We start from the raw sequence: 15,910 nt of genomic DNA on the forward strand, positions 1-15,910 counted from the left end.
TACAGGCGAGTCATTTGACCGGCTGGTATTTCAGGAAGGCTGCTGCTCGGATTTGAGCGGCAGCTTTTTTGCGTAATTGCTCAATAGAGCCTTAGTTTGAGCCATATCCCTCGCTCGCCCGCTTTTGGCGCAGGCGATGCTGTTTGAAGGTCCGTCCCTGGTAACAGGGATTGAGGGAGTGACGCTACTGTCTTGATGACAGAAGCAGACAAATCCGGGGCCGGCGTTAGGGGTTATCGTCGGCCCCGAACTCCTTTGAAGTGAGAAGCGTCGGCGCGTGAAGGCTTGAGGTCAGTCGCCGAGCAGGTCTTGGCCGGTGAGGATGTCGATGAATTTCTTCATTGCCGGCGTGAGGACGCGGCCCTTGCGGTGCAGGATGCCGAGCGGACGATCGAAGGTGGGCCCGTCGATGGGAATGGCGCAGAGGGTGCCCTGCTTGATCTCCTGCAGGACGGTCGCCTTGGGAACGATGGCGATGCCGGCGTCGATCTCTACGGCGCGTTTCACGGTTTCGATGTTGTCGAACTCCATGACCGGATCGATTTCGATCTTCTGTTCCTTGAACATCTGGTCGACTGCCTTGCGGGTCGGGATGTCGGGATCGAAGCTGATGAACTTGTGCTTGGCGAGGGTCTCGAGCTGGAGGCTGGACTCCCTCGCGAGCGGGTTGTTCGGATGGCAAATGGTGATGAGGCGGTCCTTGCGAAAGTCGGTGATTTCGATCTGGCGATTCTTCTGTGGGAAGGCGACCAAGCCGAAGTCGACGGAATTGTGCAGGATGTCTTCGTAAACCAAGTTGGAACGTCGGTACTCCACGCGCACGTTCACGTTCGGGAATTCGGTGAGGAAGCTCTTGATATAAGGGGGCAGCTCGTGGAGGCCGATGCTGTAGATGGTGGAGATGCGAATGGTGCCGGAGATGACTTTTCGCATTTCCATCAGCTCGCTGAGCAGCTTCTCGTAGCCGTGCAGGATCTCCTTGGCCGACTGGTAGACGCGTTCTCCTTCTCGAGTGAGCTGGAACTGCTTCTGGCTGCGGTCGATCAGCAACGCGGCAAAGTGTTTCTCCATGGACCTCGCCTGCTGGCTGACTGCCGACTGCGTCACGCCGTTGAGGCGAGCGGCCTTGGAGAAGCTTTTGGTTTCGACTAAGTCGGCGAAGATCTTGAAGTTGTCTATTTGCATGCGAGGAGTTTTTTAAGCAGGTTTATAACTTAGGCTTATCAAGGCAATACTAAACAGTAGAAAAGTTAATGCTAATATCGTTTGAGGATTTTCAGGCTAATTTGAGCGAAGTGAAGGGGCAGATTGAAGCTGCCTGCCGCGCGGCGGGGCGCGACCCGAGCTCGGTCCAGCTCTTGCCGGTGACCAAGAACCATCCCGTCGACGTGGCCCGTTATGCTTGGGAGGCGGGCTTGCGGGCGGTGGGGGAGAATCGGGTGCAGGAGGCCTTGGGCAAGATGGGGGATGTGGACCCGGAGCTGCGTTGGGAGCTGATCGGTCCATTGCAGAGCAACAAGGCCAAGAAAGTCGCGGAGAGTTTCCACCGAGTGCAGACGGTAGAACGGGCCAAGATAGCCAAAGCTCTCGATCGCTATGCGGGGGAGGCGGGCCGCTGCCTGTCTGTTCTGTTGCAGGTCAATGCGGGCCGCGATCCGGCCAAGTCTGGCGTGGAGCTGGAGGAGGCGCCGGCTCTGCTTGAAGCGGCGCTGGGCTGTCCGAATCTGAGGGTAGACGGCCTGATGACGATCGCCCCGCTTTCGGACGATCCAGAGGTTGCCCGTAGGACCTTTGCGAGCTTGCGTGAATGCCGCGACTCCTTGAGCGATTCCTTTGGCGTGGAGCTGGCGGAACTCTCCATGGGGATGAGTGGGGATATGAAGGAAGCGATTTCTGAAGGAAGTACTATGGTACGCGTCGGCACCGCTCTATACGGACAGCGCAACTATGCTGGCTAGGCGACAAGGGCTTGATTACCTGTGATTTCTTATGAGTGAAGCGATCAAAGTCGGAGTTATCGGTTGCGGGAACATCAGCCCGCAGTACTTCAAGGGCGCGAAGCTGTACGGCGAGATCGAGATTGTCGCCTGCGCGGACCTGAACGTGGATGTCGCCCGGGCGCGGTCCGAGGAATTTGGCGTACCCAAGGCCATTGCGGTGGATGAGCTTTTGTCGGATCCGGAGGTTGAGATCGTGCTGAACCTGACGACTCCTCAATTCCATGCGCCGGTCAACAAGCGGATCCTAGAGGCGGGGAAGCATGCCTATTGCGAGAAGCCGTTCGCTACGAACAGGCATGAAGGACAAGAGGTCTTGCGCTTGGCGGCCGCCAAAGGGTTGCGGGTAGGCTGCGCTCCAGATACCTTTTTGAGCGCTCCGCTGCAAACCGCTCGCAAGCTGGTGGACGAGGGCTTTATCGGCAAGCCTTTTGGCGGCACGGCCGTCTTCGCTTGTCCGGGGCATGAGCGCTGGCATCCGAATCCAGAATTTTACTACAAGCTGGGCGGCGGACCCGTATTGGACATGGCTCCTTACTACTTCACGGTTTTGGTGAACCTGTTCGGCCCAGCGGTTTCGGTGGTGGCTTCTGCGAAGCAAGTATTCGCCGAGCGCACGGTGGGAAGTGGGGCGCTAGAGGGGACGAAGATCGCTGTCGAAACGCCGACTCACAACGCGAGTCTGATCGAGTTCGAAAACGGGGCAACGGTGAGCGCCTTGTTCAGCTTCGACGTGCAAGGGGAGCACGACCTGCCAATGCTTACGCTTTACGGTACGGAAGGAAATCTGTCCTTGCCAGATCCCAACCGATTCGACGGCGAGCTGAGGGTTTGCAGAGCGGGAGGAAGCTGGGAATCGCTGTCCTTGCAGCACAACTACGAAGGCGCCCGAGCCTTGGGAATCGCTGACATGGCGGCGGCCATCCGCGCGAATCGCCCCCACCGGGCCAACGGCGAGATCGCGTTCCACGTTTTCGACTTGATGCTCGCTTGCGAGGAATCGGCAGCGAGCGGCCAGCGAGTGGCGGTGGCTTCTCGGTTCGAACGTTTGCCGGTTATCGGAGCGTCCGAGGGTGGTTCGCCGCGATTTTAGGGGCGCTCGTTATCGGTTCAGCCACAGAAAAGCATTGGCGCCGCGGTGGCCATTCACAGGATGCCGCTGGTGTCAGCAACGCAGCCCAGTCCAGAGAGCAACCACAGCCGGTTTCGCATCGGTACCTTGCTGTACTTTAGCGACGCGGCGGGCCGCTTGCTTCTCATTCGCCGCAAGCGTCCGCCTAACTTGGGGCTTTGGTGCGCGGTGGGTGGCAAGTTGGAGATGCCGACTGGGGAGTCGCCGTACGAGTGCGCGATCCGAGAAGCTGCTGAAGAAGTGGGCGTTGCGCTAGATGCAAGCGATCTGGCTTTGCGCTGCATCCTTTCGGAAAAAGATTACGAAAGCACGGGGCATTGGTTGATGTTCGTCTTTCAGGTGAAGGTATGCCTGCGAGGCTTGCCTCCGCAAATAGAGGAAGGCGACTTCTGCTTTTTCGATCGCGGAGAGCTTGAACGAATCGAGATGCCGGCTTTGGACCGAGCAGTGCTGCTGGAGCGCATCCTGGCTGAGGGCGAGAGCTTGCACTTCCTTCGTTCCGATGGGGTGGCCTCGACGCTGGTGGAGGAAAGTCGAATCGGCTGAGTCGGATGATCTTGCTCGTCGATAACTACGATTCCTTTACCTATAACCTTTCCCAGTATCTGAGAATGCTTGGGCAAGAGGTGCTGGTGCGACGCAACGATGAGCTGGATGTCGACGAGGTTGGTCGAATGGAGCTCAGCTTGATCGTGATTTCGCCTGGTCCGGGCGGACCGGAGGCGACGGGACGTTGTATCGATTTGTTGGATGCCTATCACAAGGAGATACCCTTTTTAGGGATTTGCTTGGGCATGCAGACCATTGCCACTTACTTTGGAGGCAGGGTGGTGCAGGCGGAGCAACCCGTACATGGAAAAGTGAGGCCTGTGCTTCACCATGGGAAAGGGGTCTTTACCGGTTTGGCGAATCCGCTGCAGGTGACGCGCTACCATTCCCTGGTCGTTCAGGAGCGCGATCTCCCCGATTGCTTGGAAGCGACCGCCCGCTCCGAAGTTGGGGAGTTGATGGGTTTGCGCCATAAAGTGTATTCAATTTCTGGAGTCCAGTTTCATCCGGAAGCGTATCTAACGGAAGGCGGGATGGCGTTGCTTAAGAACGCGGTGGAGGGGCGGCACTGATGGAAAGGAAGTTAGACGTTCCCTTTGATCCGATCGCCGCTGCCAGAAAGGTCTCGCGCTTGCCGGGAGTCTCCTTCCTCTACAGCGGTTTGCGTGCCTATGGTCTAGGGCGATATTCGATTTTGGCTGCGAATCCTTTGAAGGTAGTCTCGTCGACAGGCTTTCAGGCGATTGAGGAGGAATTGAAACAGCTGAGGTCTATCGAGAAGGGACGCTTGCCGTTCTATGGCGGACCGATTGGCTACCTTTCCTACGACGCGGGACGCTGTCTGGAGATGTCGCAACTCAAGCCGTCCTCGGGAGCGTATCCGGATAACCGATTCGCTGTTTACGATGGCGCTTTGGTATTTGATCATGAACGTGAGGAAACGTGGTTGGTCTCGCTACAGGACGAGCCAAGCGAGAGCTTGATGTCGTTTTGCCGGCGAGCGTTTTCTGGGCAAAGGGTGGATGGGAATTCCTTTCGCCTGACTTCCCGGTTGCACTCCAATTTCGGAAAGGATGAATACCTGGACGCAGTTGAAGCGGTACGCTCGAAAATTCGCAGCGGAGACGTTTATCAAGTGAACTTGTCGCAGCGTTTCGAAGCGGATTGCGAGGGTGACCCATTTGAACTGTTCTTGGAGTTGGCGGAGCGAAGTCCCGCGCCTTACGCCGCGTATTTGGATTTTGGCGACGAGCAGATCGTCTCCTCTTCTCCGGAGCGTTTCCTGCAGATCATTGACGGGCAGGCGACGACGCGACCGATTAAAGGTACCTGCTCTGCCGGCGCCTCCGAAATGGAAGCGGCAGGCAACGCCCGCGATCTGGAGAATTCCGAGAAAGATCGCTCCGAACTGCTCATGATCGTCGACTTGGAGCGCAATGATTTGGGTCGCGTTTGCGAACCGGGAAGCGTGCGAGTGGACGACCTTTTTCGCTTGGAGCGATACGCCACGGTGATCCATCAAACCGCGGATGTGAGCGGGAGATTGGAAACAGGCCGGACGGCGCTCGACTGCGTCAAGGCTATGTTTCCGGGAGGTTCGATAACGGGTGCTCCAAAAATCCGAGCCATGCAAGTGATCGACGAGCTGGAGCGAGGCGAACGTGGAGTTTACACAGGTTCGATTGGTTATTTCGACGCTTCGGGAAACGTGGACTTGAACATTGCAATCAGAACTTTGCGGATTGCAGCCGGGCGATTGTCGTTTCAAGTTGGGGGCGGTATCGTTTGGGACAGTGACCCGGCGAGCGAGTATGATGAAACCTTGTTGAAGGCGAAAGCCATGGTGAATGCGTTAGGAGGGAGCCTCGATGGCTAAGCTGATTTTGAATGGCGAATTGCTAGATGCGGATGCGCTTTCGCAACCGCTCCTGAGCCGTGGCTTCGCATTTGGCTTCGGAGTTTTCGAGACCATGAAGTTCCTGGATAAAACGCCTTGTTTTTTCAGTGAACACCTCGGGCGATTGCGCCGCGGTCTCGTGGGAGCTGGATTGGATTGCGAACTCGACGAGACTGCGCTACGCGAGCAGGCCCGCTTGTTGTTCGAGGCCGAAGGCGTTGATGCGGGTGTATTCAAAATCGTGATAACGGACAGCGGGAAGAACCCGTCCCTTGCTTTGTTTGTACGGACAAGAGGGGTGCCGACTGAACTGGCACCGAGCCGATTGTCGCAGTCCAAGGTGGTTAAGGCATCTCAGGCTTTCACTAGCCGGAACAAAAGCCTGAACTACATGGAATCGGTTCTGGAGCTCGAGAAAGCGAAAGCCACTGGCTTCGATGAATGCGTTTTCAAAAACGAGCGGAACGAGTTGACGGAGTGTGCCGTGTCCAATCTCTTTTTTGTGCAGGATGGCGTCTTGAGCACCCCGGCGCTCGATTGCGGATTGCTCGACGGAATCGTGCGCCGCAAGGTAATCGAGCTGGCTCGACAAAACGGGATTGAAGTAAAGGAAGGCGTATTCGAGGAAGCTGATTTGTTGGCGGCTTCCGAAGTTTTTCTCACGAGTTCCGGGAGCGGTCCTCGTTCGGTCGCGAGCTATCAAGCGAGTTCCGGGACGGAGGCGAGTTACGAAGTAAACTGGCTCCCTCGTCTCAGGGAGTCCTATTTGGAATTGGAGCGAGAGGAGGCGCGTTCGCATCGTGTCTAAGGATTTGTTTTGGAAGCTGGCGGGCGATGCCAAGTTGGAGCTAGGGAAACGTTCGCTGTTGATGGGGATCTTGAACGTGACCCCGGACAGTTTCTCAGATGGCGGCAAGCACTTGAACTTGGAGGCAGCGCTGGCGAGAGGGGAGCAGATGCTCGAAGAAGGAGCTGATATCATCGATATCGGAGGCGAGTCGACTCGACCAGGGTTTGAGCCGGTGAGCGCGGACATAGAAATTGAGCGCGTGGTACCAGTGGTGCGAGAGCTCAGGGCGCGGAGGCCGAATTGTATTCTTTCTGTCGATACGTGCAAACCGGAGGTTGCTGCGGCGTCCCTGGAAGCGGGAGTCAATATTGTCAACGACGTGAACGGTTTTTTGTCCGAAACGGATCTCGCGACTGTTTCGGCCAGCTTCGGGTCTGGGGTTGTCTTGATGCGGAATGGACGTTTAGGGGAGGGGGTAGAACCAATCTTGGATCGCATCCGAGCGAGTTGGGAGAAGTCGTTGGAAGTTGCTTTCGATGCGGGCTTGAAGGAGGCCGCGATTGTCTTGGATCCAGGAGTCGGTTTTGGAACGACGCGGCAGGAGGATCTCGAGATTTTGAGAGGACTGGATTTGCTTCGATCCTTTGGCTTTCCTCTTTTGCTTGGAGCTTCTCGCAAGCGCATCACTGCTCAACCAACTGGATTGCCGCTGGAGTTGAGGTTGGAACCGACTCTCGCCAGTTCGGTCGCGGGCGTGGCTGCGGGAATCGAAATTTTCCGGGTGCATGATGTGGCGGCGCACGTGCGGGCGCTTGGTCTGGCGGACTTGATTTACAGAGGAGGAGACCTAGATGAATAAGAAATTGGATACAGTGTTTCTCGAGGGAATCGAGCTATTCGGATTCATCGGTGTACTGGAAGACGAGAAGCGAAACGGGCAGACTTTCTACATCGACGTCGAGTTGGGCGTGGATTTGAGAAAGGCCGGTCGGAGCGATATTTTGGCGCAGACCGTAAATTACGCCGAAGTATTCGCGTTGGCGGAGCAACTGATGGATGAGGCTCGTTGCGATTTGATTGAGAGTTACGCGGAGCAACTTTCGGAAGAGATTTTCAGTTATTTCGACCTCGTGCAAGAGGTGTCCGTAACGGTGCGCAAGCCAGAGGCTCCGATCGACGGTAAATTTCGCGCGGTGGGAATCACAATAAGACGCGAACGTGATGAATAAGGTCTACATCGGTCTCGGCTCCAACGTTGGTTGTAAAGTCGGAAACATTCGCAGGGCGATACAGGCTCTAGGGCATAATGATCGTATCCATAATTTAGAGCTGTCCTCGTTTTACAGGACGGAGCCTATTGGAGGCGTAGAGCAAGATTGGTTCGTCAATGCGGTTGCTCGATTCGATACGACGCTTACAGCTCGCGAGTTGCTTGAGTATTGCTTGGCTGTGGAGCGGGACTTGAAGCGCGTACGCCTAGAGCGTTGGGGACCGCGAACGCTGGACATCGACATTCTGCTCTTTGGCGAGCAGAAGATTGAGGAGAGCGAGTTGCAAGTGCCGCACCCTCGTATCAGCGAACGGGCTTTTGTTTTGGTTCCGCTTATCGAGCTGGATCCGAACTTGGAGGTCGATGGCGTTGCATTGGCGTCTTCTCTGGAAGGCCTCGAGCGCCAAGGAGTGGAACGGATGCAGTCGGTGGTTGCAATTGTTGGAGCAAGTCCCAAGCCGGATCGTTACGCGCATTTGGCGCAGCGACAATTGATGGGGGCGGGCTACGAGGTTCGGCTTATCGCTCCTCGAGGAGGTGCTATCCTTGGGGAACCAGTTTTGAGTCGTTTGACTGAATGTCAGGATCCGGTGGATACGGTAACCCTCTACATAGGCTCCGCGAGAGTGGAAGAGATTCTTGAGGACCTCCTATCGATTCGGCCGAGGCGTGTTGTCTTCAATCCCGGAACCGAGAACGAGGGAGTACGCCGGAGTTTAGAGCAAGCTGGAGTCGAAACTCTGGAAGCGTGTACGCTCGTAATGCTTAGAACCGGCCAGTTTTAGGAGCTCTAGTCCTCGATGATGTAGTAGTAGCGGTCTGATTCGAGTTTCTGGAAAATACCTGTGGAGAGGTTTCCGTCGTCGATCCGCTTGTCTACGACTGCGAAAATGTCGTCCCCGTGCGTAGGAGCAACCACTCCCACGGCCGAAGTGAAGTTGCCCAAGTCGAAGTGTTCGAAGTCCCACTTGCCTCCAAGAGGGCTGCCAAGTTCGAACTTCTTGCGAGATACGTAGCCTTCGAGCTCAGGCGGGAACACGCCGGTTGAGGAGTCCTCGACCCACCAACCGGATTCTAGCGAATATTGAGAGCCTGCGCTTGCTAGGATTCGAATGTCGGTGGCAAAGGTTGCAGCGCGGGCGTTTCGAAGGTAGCTGCTGAAGAGGGGAACTGCGATGGAGGCAAGTACGCCTAGGATCACCACGGCAACCAGAAGTTCGATTAGGGTGAAGCCGTTCTTGGAGTTTTTCGCTTTGTTCATCGAGTGTGTTAGTTGGGTTGGCTCGCTTTGTTTGCTTAGGTCGGATTCCGAGTCTCTAGTATCGTCCAGATGTCCAAGCTCTTACTAGTGAAAAGTTGGATTTCGGTGTAAATCCGGCGCTAATCGAAAACGCGTTTCGAGGCCGATAGAGTTATCAGCTTATCTCCGCTAGAGAGGAGCCTCCGCTTGGCGCGTTCCAGCGCTCATGCGTTGGAGTCGGTAAGAGACTCTTTGAGGGTCTCCAATTCCTCCCACCGTTCGAAGGCGGTCTCCAATTCGGACTCGATTTCGCCCATTTCGGACTTTAGGGCGACGATCTTGCTTTCACCCTCTTGGTAGGTAGCGGGATCGGCGAGCACGCCGACGAGGGCTTCCTTGCGCTCCTCCAGTTCCTCGATTCGTTTGGGCAGGGCTTCGAGTTCGTTGCGCAGCTTGTTGGTGAACTTCGGTTTCTTTTCTTTCCAGTTGTTGCGGCTCGGCTTGGCGGAGGATTCGCTAGCCTGTTTCGCTGAGGCCTGCTGGGCGGCTAGCTGCTGCTTACGGCGGGCTTGCCAGTCGTTGTAGCCGCCATGGTGTTCGGTTACGGCTCCACCTGTTTGCACGACGAATAGGGAGGTGACGGTGTTCTCCAGAAACTCGCGATCGTGGCTCACAAGAAGCAGGGTGCCGTCGAACTCGAGGATGCGCTCCTCCAGCAGCTCGAGGGTTTCCGCATCGAGGTCGTTGGTCGGTTCGTCGAGCACGAGCAGGTTGGCCGGCTGAGTGAACAAGCGAGCCAAGAGCAGCCGATTTCGTTCGCCGCCGGACAGCGTCTTGATGGAGGCGCGGGCTCGCTCGGGGGTGAAGAGGAAGTCCTGCAGGTAGGTCATGACGTGGCGTTGCTTGCCGTTGACGGGAACGGTCTCGTTGCCGTCGGCCACGTTTTCGAAAACGGTTTTGTCGTAGTCCAGCTGGGCTCGCATCTGGTCGAAGTAGGCGATCTCAAGTTTGGTGCCGTGTTCGACCTCGCCGCTGCTGGGCTGGAGTTTTCCGAGGAGGAGTTTGAGAAGGGTGGTTTTTCCGGATCCGTTGGGGCCGATTACGCCGATGCGATCGCCCCGCATGATTTGCGCGTCGAAAGCTTTGAGGATTTGTTTTTCGCCGTAGGATACGGAGGCTTGCTTGACGGTGATGACCTTGGCCCCGGAACTGGAGCTTTGCTGGAGCGAGAAGCTGGCGTTGCCCGAACGGCTGCGCCAAGAAGCGCGTTCGTCTCGCATTTTCTTGAGGGCGAGCACGCGGCCTTCGTTGCGGGTGCGGCGGGCCTTGATGCCTTTGCGCAGCCAGGCTTCCTCCTGGGAGAGCTTCTTCTCGAAGGCGGCTCGGTTCTTGGCTTCGATTTCCAACAGCTCTTCCTTGCGGGCGAGGTAGGTCTCGTAGTCGCAGCGAAAGCTGTTGAGTTGGGCGAGGTCCACTTCGACGATGCGGGTGGCGAGGCGTTTGAGAAAAGAGCGGTCGTGGGTGACGAAGAGCAGGGTCAGCTTGCTGCCGATGAGAAAGTCTTCCAGCCAGAGGATGGACTCGATGTCGAGGTGGTTGGTCGGCTCGTCGAGGATGAGCACGCTTGGTTCGCAGACGAGAGCCTTGCCGAGCAGGGCTCGGCGTTTGAGTCCGCCGGAGAGAGTGGGGAAGCGGGCGTCCGGATCGAGCTGGAGGTCCTTGAGGGTTTGCTCGATGCTGGCTTCCATCTTCCACTGGCGCTCAGGGTCGAGCGGTGAGTGGGGGCGATCGGCGTGCAAGGCGAGCAGGGCTTCGCCTTCGGCTCCGAATCCAGAGGTGACGATTTCCCGGACGCTGGCGTCTAGGTCCTGAGGGATTTCCTGGGGCAGGGCAGTGGCCACGCCGCCTTCCGGGAAGGTGATGGAGCCGGAGTTAGCTCCGTACTCGCCGGAGATCACTTTCAGCAGGGTAGACTTGCCGGCGCCATTGCGTCCGAGCACGCATACCCGCTCGCCTCGATCGATGTGCAGGCTCGCGTTTTCGAGAACGGCGGGACCGCTGAAGCTAATGGTCAATTCTGTTACGCTGAGAACGGGCATGGAGTGGTATAGGCTGTGAATCGGTAGGCTTCTCCATGGAATTGGGCTGTGGCAATGGGAAAATGTGAAAGTAGGGCTCACCGGTGCGATAAGCGGCCCTTCTTGCTTGAAACGGGAAGGGCCTGACCTCACTCATATTGCCCCCTCCCCATTCTACGAATTGATGAAGTTTCAAGGTATTGCATCGGACAATCTAGCGGAGATGTACCGCTTGGCAGCGGAACGTTACGGCGACCGGCCGGCTTTTGCCTCTCGCATTCGCAAAGGCGTTTACCAGCCAGTCAGCTACAGGGACCTCTACGACTTTGGCCTGTACCTTGGCACTGCATTGATAGAGCTCGGGGTAGACGCTCGTGACCATGTGGGCTTGTTGGCGGATAACCGCGTGGAGTGGAATATCGCCGACTACGCCATCCTCATGTGCGGTGCCGCCGACGTGCCGCGCGGCACGGATGTCACGAATCAGGAAATTGAATACATCTTGCAGCACTCGGACGCGAAGGTGGTCTTTGTGGAAAGCGCGCGTTTGCTAGAGCGTGTGATTCGCATCATGCCCAAGCTCGACAAGGTCACGCATCTTATCCTGATGGATCCGAAGGCGCCCCCCCCGAAGGGAGTGCTCGGCCTCTACGGTTTAGTGGAGCGCGGAAAGGCGCTGCGGGCTGAGGGAGATCGTCAGGTCGAGGACCGCATGGCCCAGATCAAGCCCGATGACCTATTCACCTTGATCTATACCTCGGGCACCACCGGAACGCCCAAGGGCGTACAATTAACGCATGCGAACATGGCGTCGCAGGTGCGCAACCTGCCATTCCCATTGGAGCCGGACGATCGCTTGCTGTCGATTTTGCCAGTCTGGCACAGCTATGAGCGCATTTTCCACATGATAGCGGTGAGCAATGGCTGCTGCACTTACTTCACGAGTCTGCGCACGCTCGGTGACGACCTTAAGGCCGTAAAGCCAACCATCATGGCTTCTGCCCCTCGACTTTGGGAAAACTTGTACCTAAAGATACGCAAGAACGTGGAGACCTCGCACTGGATCCGTCGCGCTCTTTTTAGGGCGGCCTATTTCAGTTCGCGCATGGTGAAAGGCTCTCTGTTTTTCTTCCAGCGAAAGGAAATGGACTTGGAGGGGCGCGGCTTGGGCGAGACCTTGGGCAAAGCCGCGGCAGGAGCTTTCAAGATATTGTTTTTTCTCCCGCTCTACGTGGCGCTGAACGCAGTTGTATTGGAAAAGTTGAGACAGATCGTAGGTGGTAGTTTCAAGGGGACTGTTTCTGGGGGAGGGGCTTTGCAGCCTCATGTGGACGAGTTTTTCAACTATATCGGCATTCCGGTTAAGGAAGGCTACGGTTTGACGGAAACCTCGCCGGTAGCTGCCGTGCGTACGCTGGAGCGCTTGGTGATCGGGACCGTGGGACCGCTGTATCCAGAAACCGAGCTTCGTATCATAGATCTCAATACTGGAGAGGTTCTGTACCCGAATCCGTCGAAGAAGGGGAAGGGGCGCGGCCTCAAAGGAGAAATCCACTTGAAAGGCCCGCAAGTCATGAAGGGATACTACAAGAATCCTGAAGCGACAGCTCGCGTATTGAAAGATGGATGGTTCAACACGGGAGACATCGGAATGTATACCTACAACAACTGCCTTAAGATTATGGGGCGTTCGAAGGATACCATCGTGCTGCTCAACGGCGAGAATCTGGAACCGATTCCCATCGAGGCGAAACTTTGCGAGTCGCCCTTGGTGGACCAATGCATGGTGGTGGGCCAAGACCGCAAGCACCTGGGCGCTCTGGTCGTGCCCTCTCTGGAAGGTTTCGAGGCTGCTGGCATAAAAGCTGAGTCGTTGGCGGATCTTGCGCACCACAAGGAAGCGATCCGCATGATCCGGCAGGAGGCGAAGCGACTGATCTCGTCCGACAACGGCTTCAAGAAATTTGAGCACTTGCACGACGTACGGTTGCTGGAAAAGGCCTTTGAAGTGGGCGAGGAAATGACGAACACCTTCAAGATCAAGCGACACGTGGTAGATGAAAAGTACCGTCACCTGATCGATGAAATCTTTGCCGCTTAGGTTGCAACGGCCTGATTTCCCGACGAATCTTATTTCCGCGATACCCTTGTCTAATAGTGGACCGCTGATAGGCCTAAGTTACAGTTCCTGTTCGACCTCTATGCCCGTTCAGCGTACCAGACTTAAGCTGCGCTAATTTTGCGCAACGCATCTCCCATTTCCCCCAACCCCAAGTAATTGACTATCAAAATGAAAGACGATTCCCCCGAATCCCCCTTCCAACTCGACGCCCTGGGCGCGTCCTTCGCCTTCCTCGTCCTGCGGCTCTGGCTGGGCGTTCGCTCGCTCTTCACCGGCCTGGAGAAGTTCGCCGGCACCGAGACGGTGCAGCGCCCGCTGCTCGACGAGTTCGGCGAGCCGGACATCTCCGGGGCCATGGTCAACGTGAAGGAGAAGGTCTACGGCTTCTCGCACTACCACGGCCTGCCCGAGCCGCTCTACGACAAGTTCGCCGCCGAGCCGCTGATGCCCACCTGGGCGCTGGACCTCTACTCCGGCGTCCTCGGCTGGATCCTGCTGGCCCTGGGCGTCCTGCTGCTGGCCGGGGCCCTGCCGCGCCTGGCCCTGCTGGCCAGCGGCCTGGTCTACGTCTCCCTTTCCGTCGGCCTGGTGCTGCTGAACGAGAGCGGCGGGGTGGCCTGGCTGGGCACCCACGTCCTGCTGGTGGCCCTGGCCCTGGCTCTCGTGAAGTACAACCGCTGGGCCGTCGCCGGCGACAAGCTCTAACCCCTTACCGACCCCCGATACCATGACCCAAGACAGCAAGACCAGCCTTCCCGGCGCCCCGCTCGCCCGCCGCGAGTTCGTCAAGAACAGCCTCGTCGCCGCCGGCGGCGTGATGCTCGCCCCCGCCTTCGCGCGGGCCCAGTCCTCGCCCGCCGGCGAGATCAACGTGGCCCTGGTGGGCCTGGGCGTGCAAGGCCGCGTGCTGCTCGACGCCATGCTCAACGTGCCCGGCCTGCGCTTCCGCGCCGTGTGCGACATCTGGGAGTACAGCCGCACCTACGGCCAGCGCAAGCTGGCCAAGGAAGGCTTCGAGGTGAACGCCTACCAGGACATCGAGGACATGCTGGAGAAGGAGAAGGACCTCGACGCGGCCATCGTCGCCACCCCCGACCTCTGGCACGCCCGCCACACCAACCTCTGCCTGAAGGCCGGGCTGCACGTCTACTGCGAGAAGATGATGGCCCGCACGGTGGAGGAGGCCCGCTCCATGGTGCTGACCGCCCGGGAGACCGGCAAGCTGCTGCAGATCGGCCACCAGCGCCGCTCCAACCCCCGCTACCAGCACTGCTACAACAACCTGATAAAGAAGGCCAAGATCCCCGGGCGCATCACCAACCTCAACGGGCAGTGGAACCGGGCGGTCACCCCCGACGTGGGCTGGCCCAAGAAGTACGCCATCGACGAGGCCACGCTCAAGAGGTACGGCTACGCCGACATGCACCAGTTCCGCAACTGGCGCTGGTTCAAGGACCTCTCCGGCGGGCCCATCTCCGACCTGGGCGCCCACCAGATCGACATCTTCAACTGGTTCCTCGACGCCTATCCGAAGTCCGTCTTCGCCTCCGGCGGGGCCGACTACTACCCCTCGCGCGAGTGGTACGACAACGTGATGGTGATCTACGAGTACGACACTTCCTACGGCCCGGTGCGCGCCTTCTACCAGACGCTCACCACCACCTCAGCCGGCGGCGGCTACTGGGAGTACTTCATGGGCGACGAGGGCTCCATCAAGTTCTCGGAGAACCCGAGCCTCTCCAAGATCTACCGCGAGGAGCGGGCCCCCAGCTGGGACAAGTGGATCGACCTGCACTACCTCACCCAGTCCGAGGCCCCGGCCCCGGCCAAGGACGCCAAGGTGGACGTGCGCGAGACGGCGCCCCTGGCCCAGTTCGACATCCCGGTGGCCCTGGACAAGCCGCCGCACCAGCCGCACCTGGAGAACTTCTTCTCCGCGATCAAGGGGGAGGCCAAGCTCAACGCCGACGGGGAGCACTCCTTCAAGAGCGAGGTCGGCATCTTCCGCGTCAACGAGGCGGTGGCGGCGAGGCGCGTGCTCGAGTTCCAGCCCAGCGACTTCGAGGTGTAGAAACAAGGGTGGGACGTCCGCTCCGCGGCCGTCCTGCTGCCCGCGGAGCGGCCAGCCCACCCGTCGCCCGCGGAGCGGCCGACCCACCTGAAACAGATAATCCAAATTACCGAATTATGAAAAAGACATTGCTGACCCTGGCCGCCGTATCCGCGGCCTCGATACTGGCCGCGGCCGACAAGGCCCCCATCGAGCTGGACTACCCGGCTCCCTTCCTCTCCGGCACTCCGGTGCCCATCGTGCTGCCCAATCTGGAGTCTCCCGACGCCCCCCAGCCCACCGTCCTGGCCCCCGCCGGGGTCTCCAACATCGCCTTCGGCAAGGAAGTCACCTCCTCGGACGACTTCCCCATCATCGGCGAGCTCGAGCTGGTGACCGACGGGGACAAGGAGTCGGAGGAAGGCTACTTCGTGGAGCTGGCCCAGGGCCCGCAATGGGTGCAGATCGACCTGGAGAGCACAGCGACGATCTACGGGCTCGGCCTGTGGCACTTCCACACCCAGAAGCGCGCCTACGTGGACGTGGTGGTGCAGCTCTCCGACGACGAGTCGTTCGAGAGCGGCGTGACGACGGTCTTCAACAACGACCACGACAACTCGCTGGGCTTCGGGGCGGGCCGGGACATGGCCTACGTGGAGACCAACAAGGGCAAGCTGATCGGCGCGAAGGAGACGAAGGCCCGCTACGTTCGCCTGTACTCCGACGGCAACACCAGCAACGAGATGAACCACTACGTCGAGGTGGAAGTCTTTGGAGAGTACTAG

Annotated in this window: 16 protein-coding genes; 13 read left to right on the forward strand and 3 right to left on the reverse strand. The window is 58.2% G+C overall.

Features of this window, described 5'->3' with window-relative positions; translation table 11 throughout:
- Positions 1-291 precede the first annotated feature (291 nt).
- Positions 292-1,185 (reverse strand): LysR family transcriptional regulator, encoded by an 894-nt coding sequence (locus tag IEN85_RS18125; protein ID WP_191618527.1) that lies wholly within the window; start codon positions 1,183-1,185, stop codon positions 292-294.
- A gap of 68 nt (positions 1,186-1,253) precedes the next feature.
- Between IEN85_RS18125 and IEN85_RS18130 the strand changes: the two genes are divergently transcribed.
- From IEN85_RS18130 to folK, 9 genes are all read left to right on the forward strand, one after another.
- Positions 1,254-1,958 carry a YggS family pyridoxal phosphate-dependent enzyme gene (locus tag IEN85_RS18130; RefSeq protein WP_191618528.1) on the forward strand — a complete coding sequence of 235 codons (705 nt, stop codon included), beginning with the start codon at positions 1,254-1,256 and terminating at the stop codon, positions 1,956-1,958.
- Between the two features lie 31 nt (positions 1,959-1,989).
- Positions 1,990-3,090 carry a Gfo/Idh/MocA family protein gene (locus IEN85_RS18135; RefSeq protein WP_191618529.1) on the forward strand — a complete coding sequence of 367 codons (1,101 nt, stop codon included), beginning with the start codon at positions 1,990-1,992 and terminating at the stop codon, positions 3,088-3,090.
- A 69-nt stretch (positions 3,091-3,159) separates the two neighbouring features.
- A complete protein-coding gene (locus IEN85_RS18140; protein ID WP_191618530.1) occupies positions 3,160-3,675 on the forward strand; it encodes an NUDIX hydrolase in 516 nt (171 codons plus the stop codon).
- A gap of 5 nt (positions 3,676-3,680) precedes the next feature.
- Positions 3,681-4,250 carry an anthranilate synthase component II gene (locus IEN85_RS18145; RefSeq protein ID WP_191618531.1) on the forward strand — a complete coding sequence of 190 codons (570 nt, stop codon included), beginning with the start codon at positions 3,681-3,683 and terminating at the stop codon, positions 4,248-4,250.
- The gene (gene pabB / locus IEN85_RS18150) at positions 4,250-5,554 is read left to right on the forward strand and encodes an aminodeoxychorismate synthase component I (RefSeq protein WP_191618532.1); all 1,305 of its coding nucleotides are present in this window, start codon (positions 4,250-4,252) and stop codon (positions 5,552-5,554) included. Before IEN85_RS18145 ends, pabB begins: the two co-directional genes overlap by 1 nt.
- A complete protein-coding gene (locus tag IEN85_RS18155; protein WP_191618533.1) occupies positions 5,547-6,383 on the forward strand; it encodes an aminotransferase class IV in 837 nt (278 codons plus the stop codon). Before pabB ends, IEN85_RS18155 begins: the two co-directional genes overlap by 8 nt.
- Positions 6,376-7,224, forward strand: a complete 849-nt coding sequence (gene folP, locus IEN85_RS18160) for a dihydropteroate synthase (protein ID WP_191618534.1) — start codon at positions 6,376-6,378, stop codon at positions 7,222-7,224. Before IEN85_RS18155 ends, folP begins: the two co-directional genes overlap by 8 nt.
- Complete coding sequence (folB, locus tag IEN85_RS18165; RefSeq protein WP_191618535.1) at positions 7,217-7,594, forward strand: dihydroneopterin aldolase; 378 nt, start codon at positions 7,217-7,219, stop codon at positions 7,592-7,594. Before folP ends, folB begins: the two co-directional genes overlap by 8 nt.
- Complete coding sequence (folK, locus tag IEN85_RS18170; RefSeq protein ID WP_191618536.1) at positions 7,587-8,420, forward strand: 2-amino-4-hydroxy-6-hydroxymethyldihydropteridine diphosphokinase; 834 nt, start codon at positions 7,587-7,589, stop codon at positions 8,418-8,420. The genes folB and folK overlap by 8 nt, the downstream gene beginning before the upstream one ends.
- A gap of 5 nt (positions 8,421-8,425) precedes the next feature.
- Here folK and IEN85_RS18175 read toward each other — a convergent pair whose 3' ends face one another.
- Both IEN85_RS18175 and abc-f read right to left on the reverse strand, forming a co-directional pair.
- Positions 8,426-8,896, reverse strand: a complete 471-nt coding sequence (locus tag IEN85_RS18175; RefSeq protein ID WP_191618537.1) for a type II secretion system protein — start codon at positions 8,894-8,896, stop codon at positions 8,426-8,428.
- Positions 8,897-9,099: 203 nt separating this feature from the next.
- A complete protein-coding gene (gene abc-f, locus IEN85_RS18180) occupies positions 9,100-10,974 on the reverse strand; it encodes a ribosomal protection-like ABC-F family protein (RefSeq protein ID WP_191618538.1) in 1,875 nt (624 codons plus the stop codon).
- 163 nt (positions 10,975-11,137) lie between these two features.
- On the opposite strand from abc-f, the gene IEN85_RS18185 reads away from it, so the two are divergent.
- The 4 genes from IEN85_RS18185 (at position 11,138) to IEN85_RS18200 (ending at position 15,910) form a co-directional block, all read left to right on the forward strand.
- Positions 11,138-13,054, forward strand: a complete 1,917-nt coding sequence (locus IEN85_RS18185) for an AMP-dependent synthetase/ligase (RefSeq protein WP_191618539.1) — start codon at positions 11,138-11,140, stop codon at positions 13,052-13,054.
- A 189-nt stretch (positions 13,055-13,243) separates the two neighbouring features.
- The gene (locus tag IEN85_RS18190; RefSeq protein WP_191618540.1) at positions 13,244-13,780 is read left to right on the forward strand and encodes a hypothetical protein; all 537 of its coding nucleotides are present in this window, start codon (positions 13,244-13,246) and stop codon (positions 13,778-13,780) included.
- A 22-nt stretch (positions 13,781-13,802) separates the two neighbouring features.
- Positions 13,803-15,146 carry a Gfo/Idh/MocA family protein gene (locus IEN85_RS18195; protein ID WP_191618541.1) on the forward strand — a complete coding sequence of 448 codons (1,344 nt, stop codon included), beginning with the start codon at positions 13,803-13,805 and terminating at the stop codon, positions 15,144-15,146.
- A gap of 8 nt (positions 15,147-15,154) precedes the next feature.
- Entirely contained in the window at positions 15,155-15,910 is a 756-nt protein-coding gene (locus tag IEN85_RS18200) for a discoidin domain-containing protein (protein ID WP_224772724.1), read from the forward strand.

The sequence above is a fragment of the Pelagicoccus enzymogenes genome, assembly GCF_014803405.1.
In the GTDB taxonomy this organism is placed as follows: Bacteria; Verrucomicrobiota; Verrucomicrobiia; order Opitutales; family Opitutaceae; genus Pelagicoccus; species Pelagicoccus enzymogenes.

Excerpts from the sequence above, each read along its gene's own strand:
- IEN85_RS18125 (WP_191618527.1), bottom strand. The coding sequence starts at position 1,185 with ATGCAAATAGACAACTTCAAGATCTTCGCCGACTTAGTCGAAACCAAA.
- IEN85_RS18130 (WP_191618528.1), top strand. The coding sequence starts at position 1,254 with ATGCTAATATCGTTTGAGGATTTTCAGGCTAATTTGAGCGAAGTGAAG.
- IEN85_RS18135 (WP_191618529.1), top strand. The coding sequence starts at position 1,990 with ATGAGTGAAGCGATCAAAGTCGGAGTTATCGGTTGCGGGAACATCAGC.
- IEN85_RS18145 (WP_191618531.1), top strand. The coding sequence starts at position 3,681 with ATGATCTTGCTCGTCGATAACTACGATTCCTTTACCTATAACCTTTCC.
- pabB (WP_191618532.1), top strand. The coding sequence starts at position 4,250 with ATGGAAAGGAAGTTAGACGTTCCCTTTGATCCGATCGCCGCTGCCAGA.
- IEN85_RS18155 (WP_191618533.1), top strand. The coding sequence starts at position 5,547 with ATGGCTAAGCTGATTTTGAATGGCGAATTGCTAGATGCGGATGCGCTT.
- folB (WP_191618535.1), top strand. The coding sequence starts at position 7,217 with ATGAATAAGAAATTGGATACAGTGTTTCTCGAGGGAATCGAGCTATTC.
- folK (WP_191618536.1), top strand. The coding sequence starts at position 7,587 with ATGAATAAGGTCTACATCGGTCTCGGCTCCAACGTTGGTTGTAAAGTC.
- IEN85_RS18175 (WP_191618537.1), bottom strand. The coding sequence starts at position 8,896 with ATGAACAAAGCGAAAAACTCCAAGAACGGCTTCACCCTAATCGAACTT.
- abc-f (WP_191618538.1), bottom strand. The coding sequence starts at position 10,974 with ATGCCCGTTCTCAGCGTAACAGAATTGACCATTAGCTTCAGCGGTCCC.
- IEN85_RS18185 (WP_191618539.1), top strand. The coding sequence starts at position 11,138 with ATGAAGTTTCAAGGTATTGCATCGGACAATCTAGCGGAGATGTACCGC.
- IEN85_RS18190 (WP_191618540.1), top strand. The coding sequence starts at position 13,244 with ATGAAAGACGATTCCCCCGAATCCCCCTTCCAACTCGACGCCCTGGGC.
- IEN85_RS18195 (WP_191618541.1), top strand. The coding sequence starts at position 13,803 with ATGACCCAAGACAGCAAGACCAGCCTTCCCGGCGCCCCGCTCGCCCGC.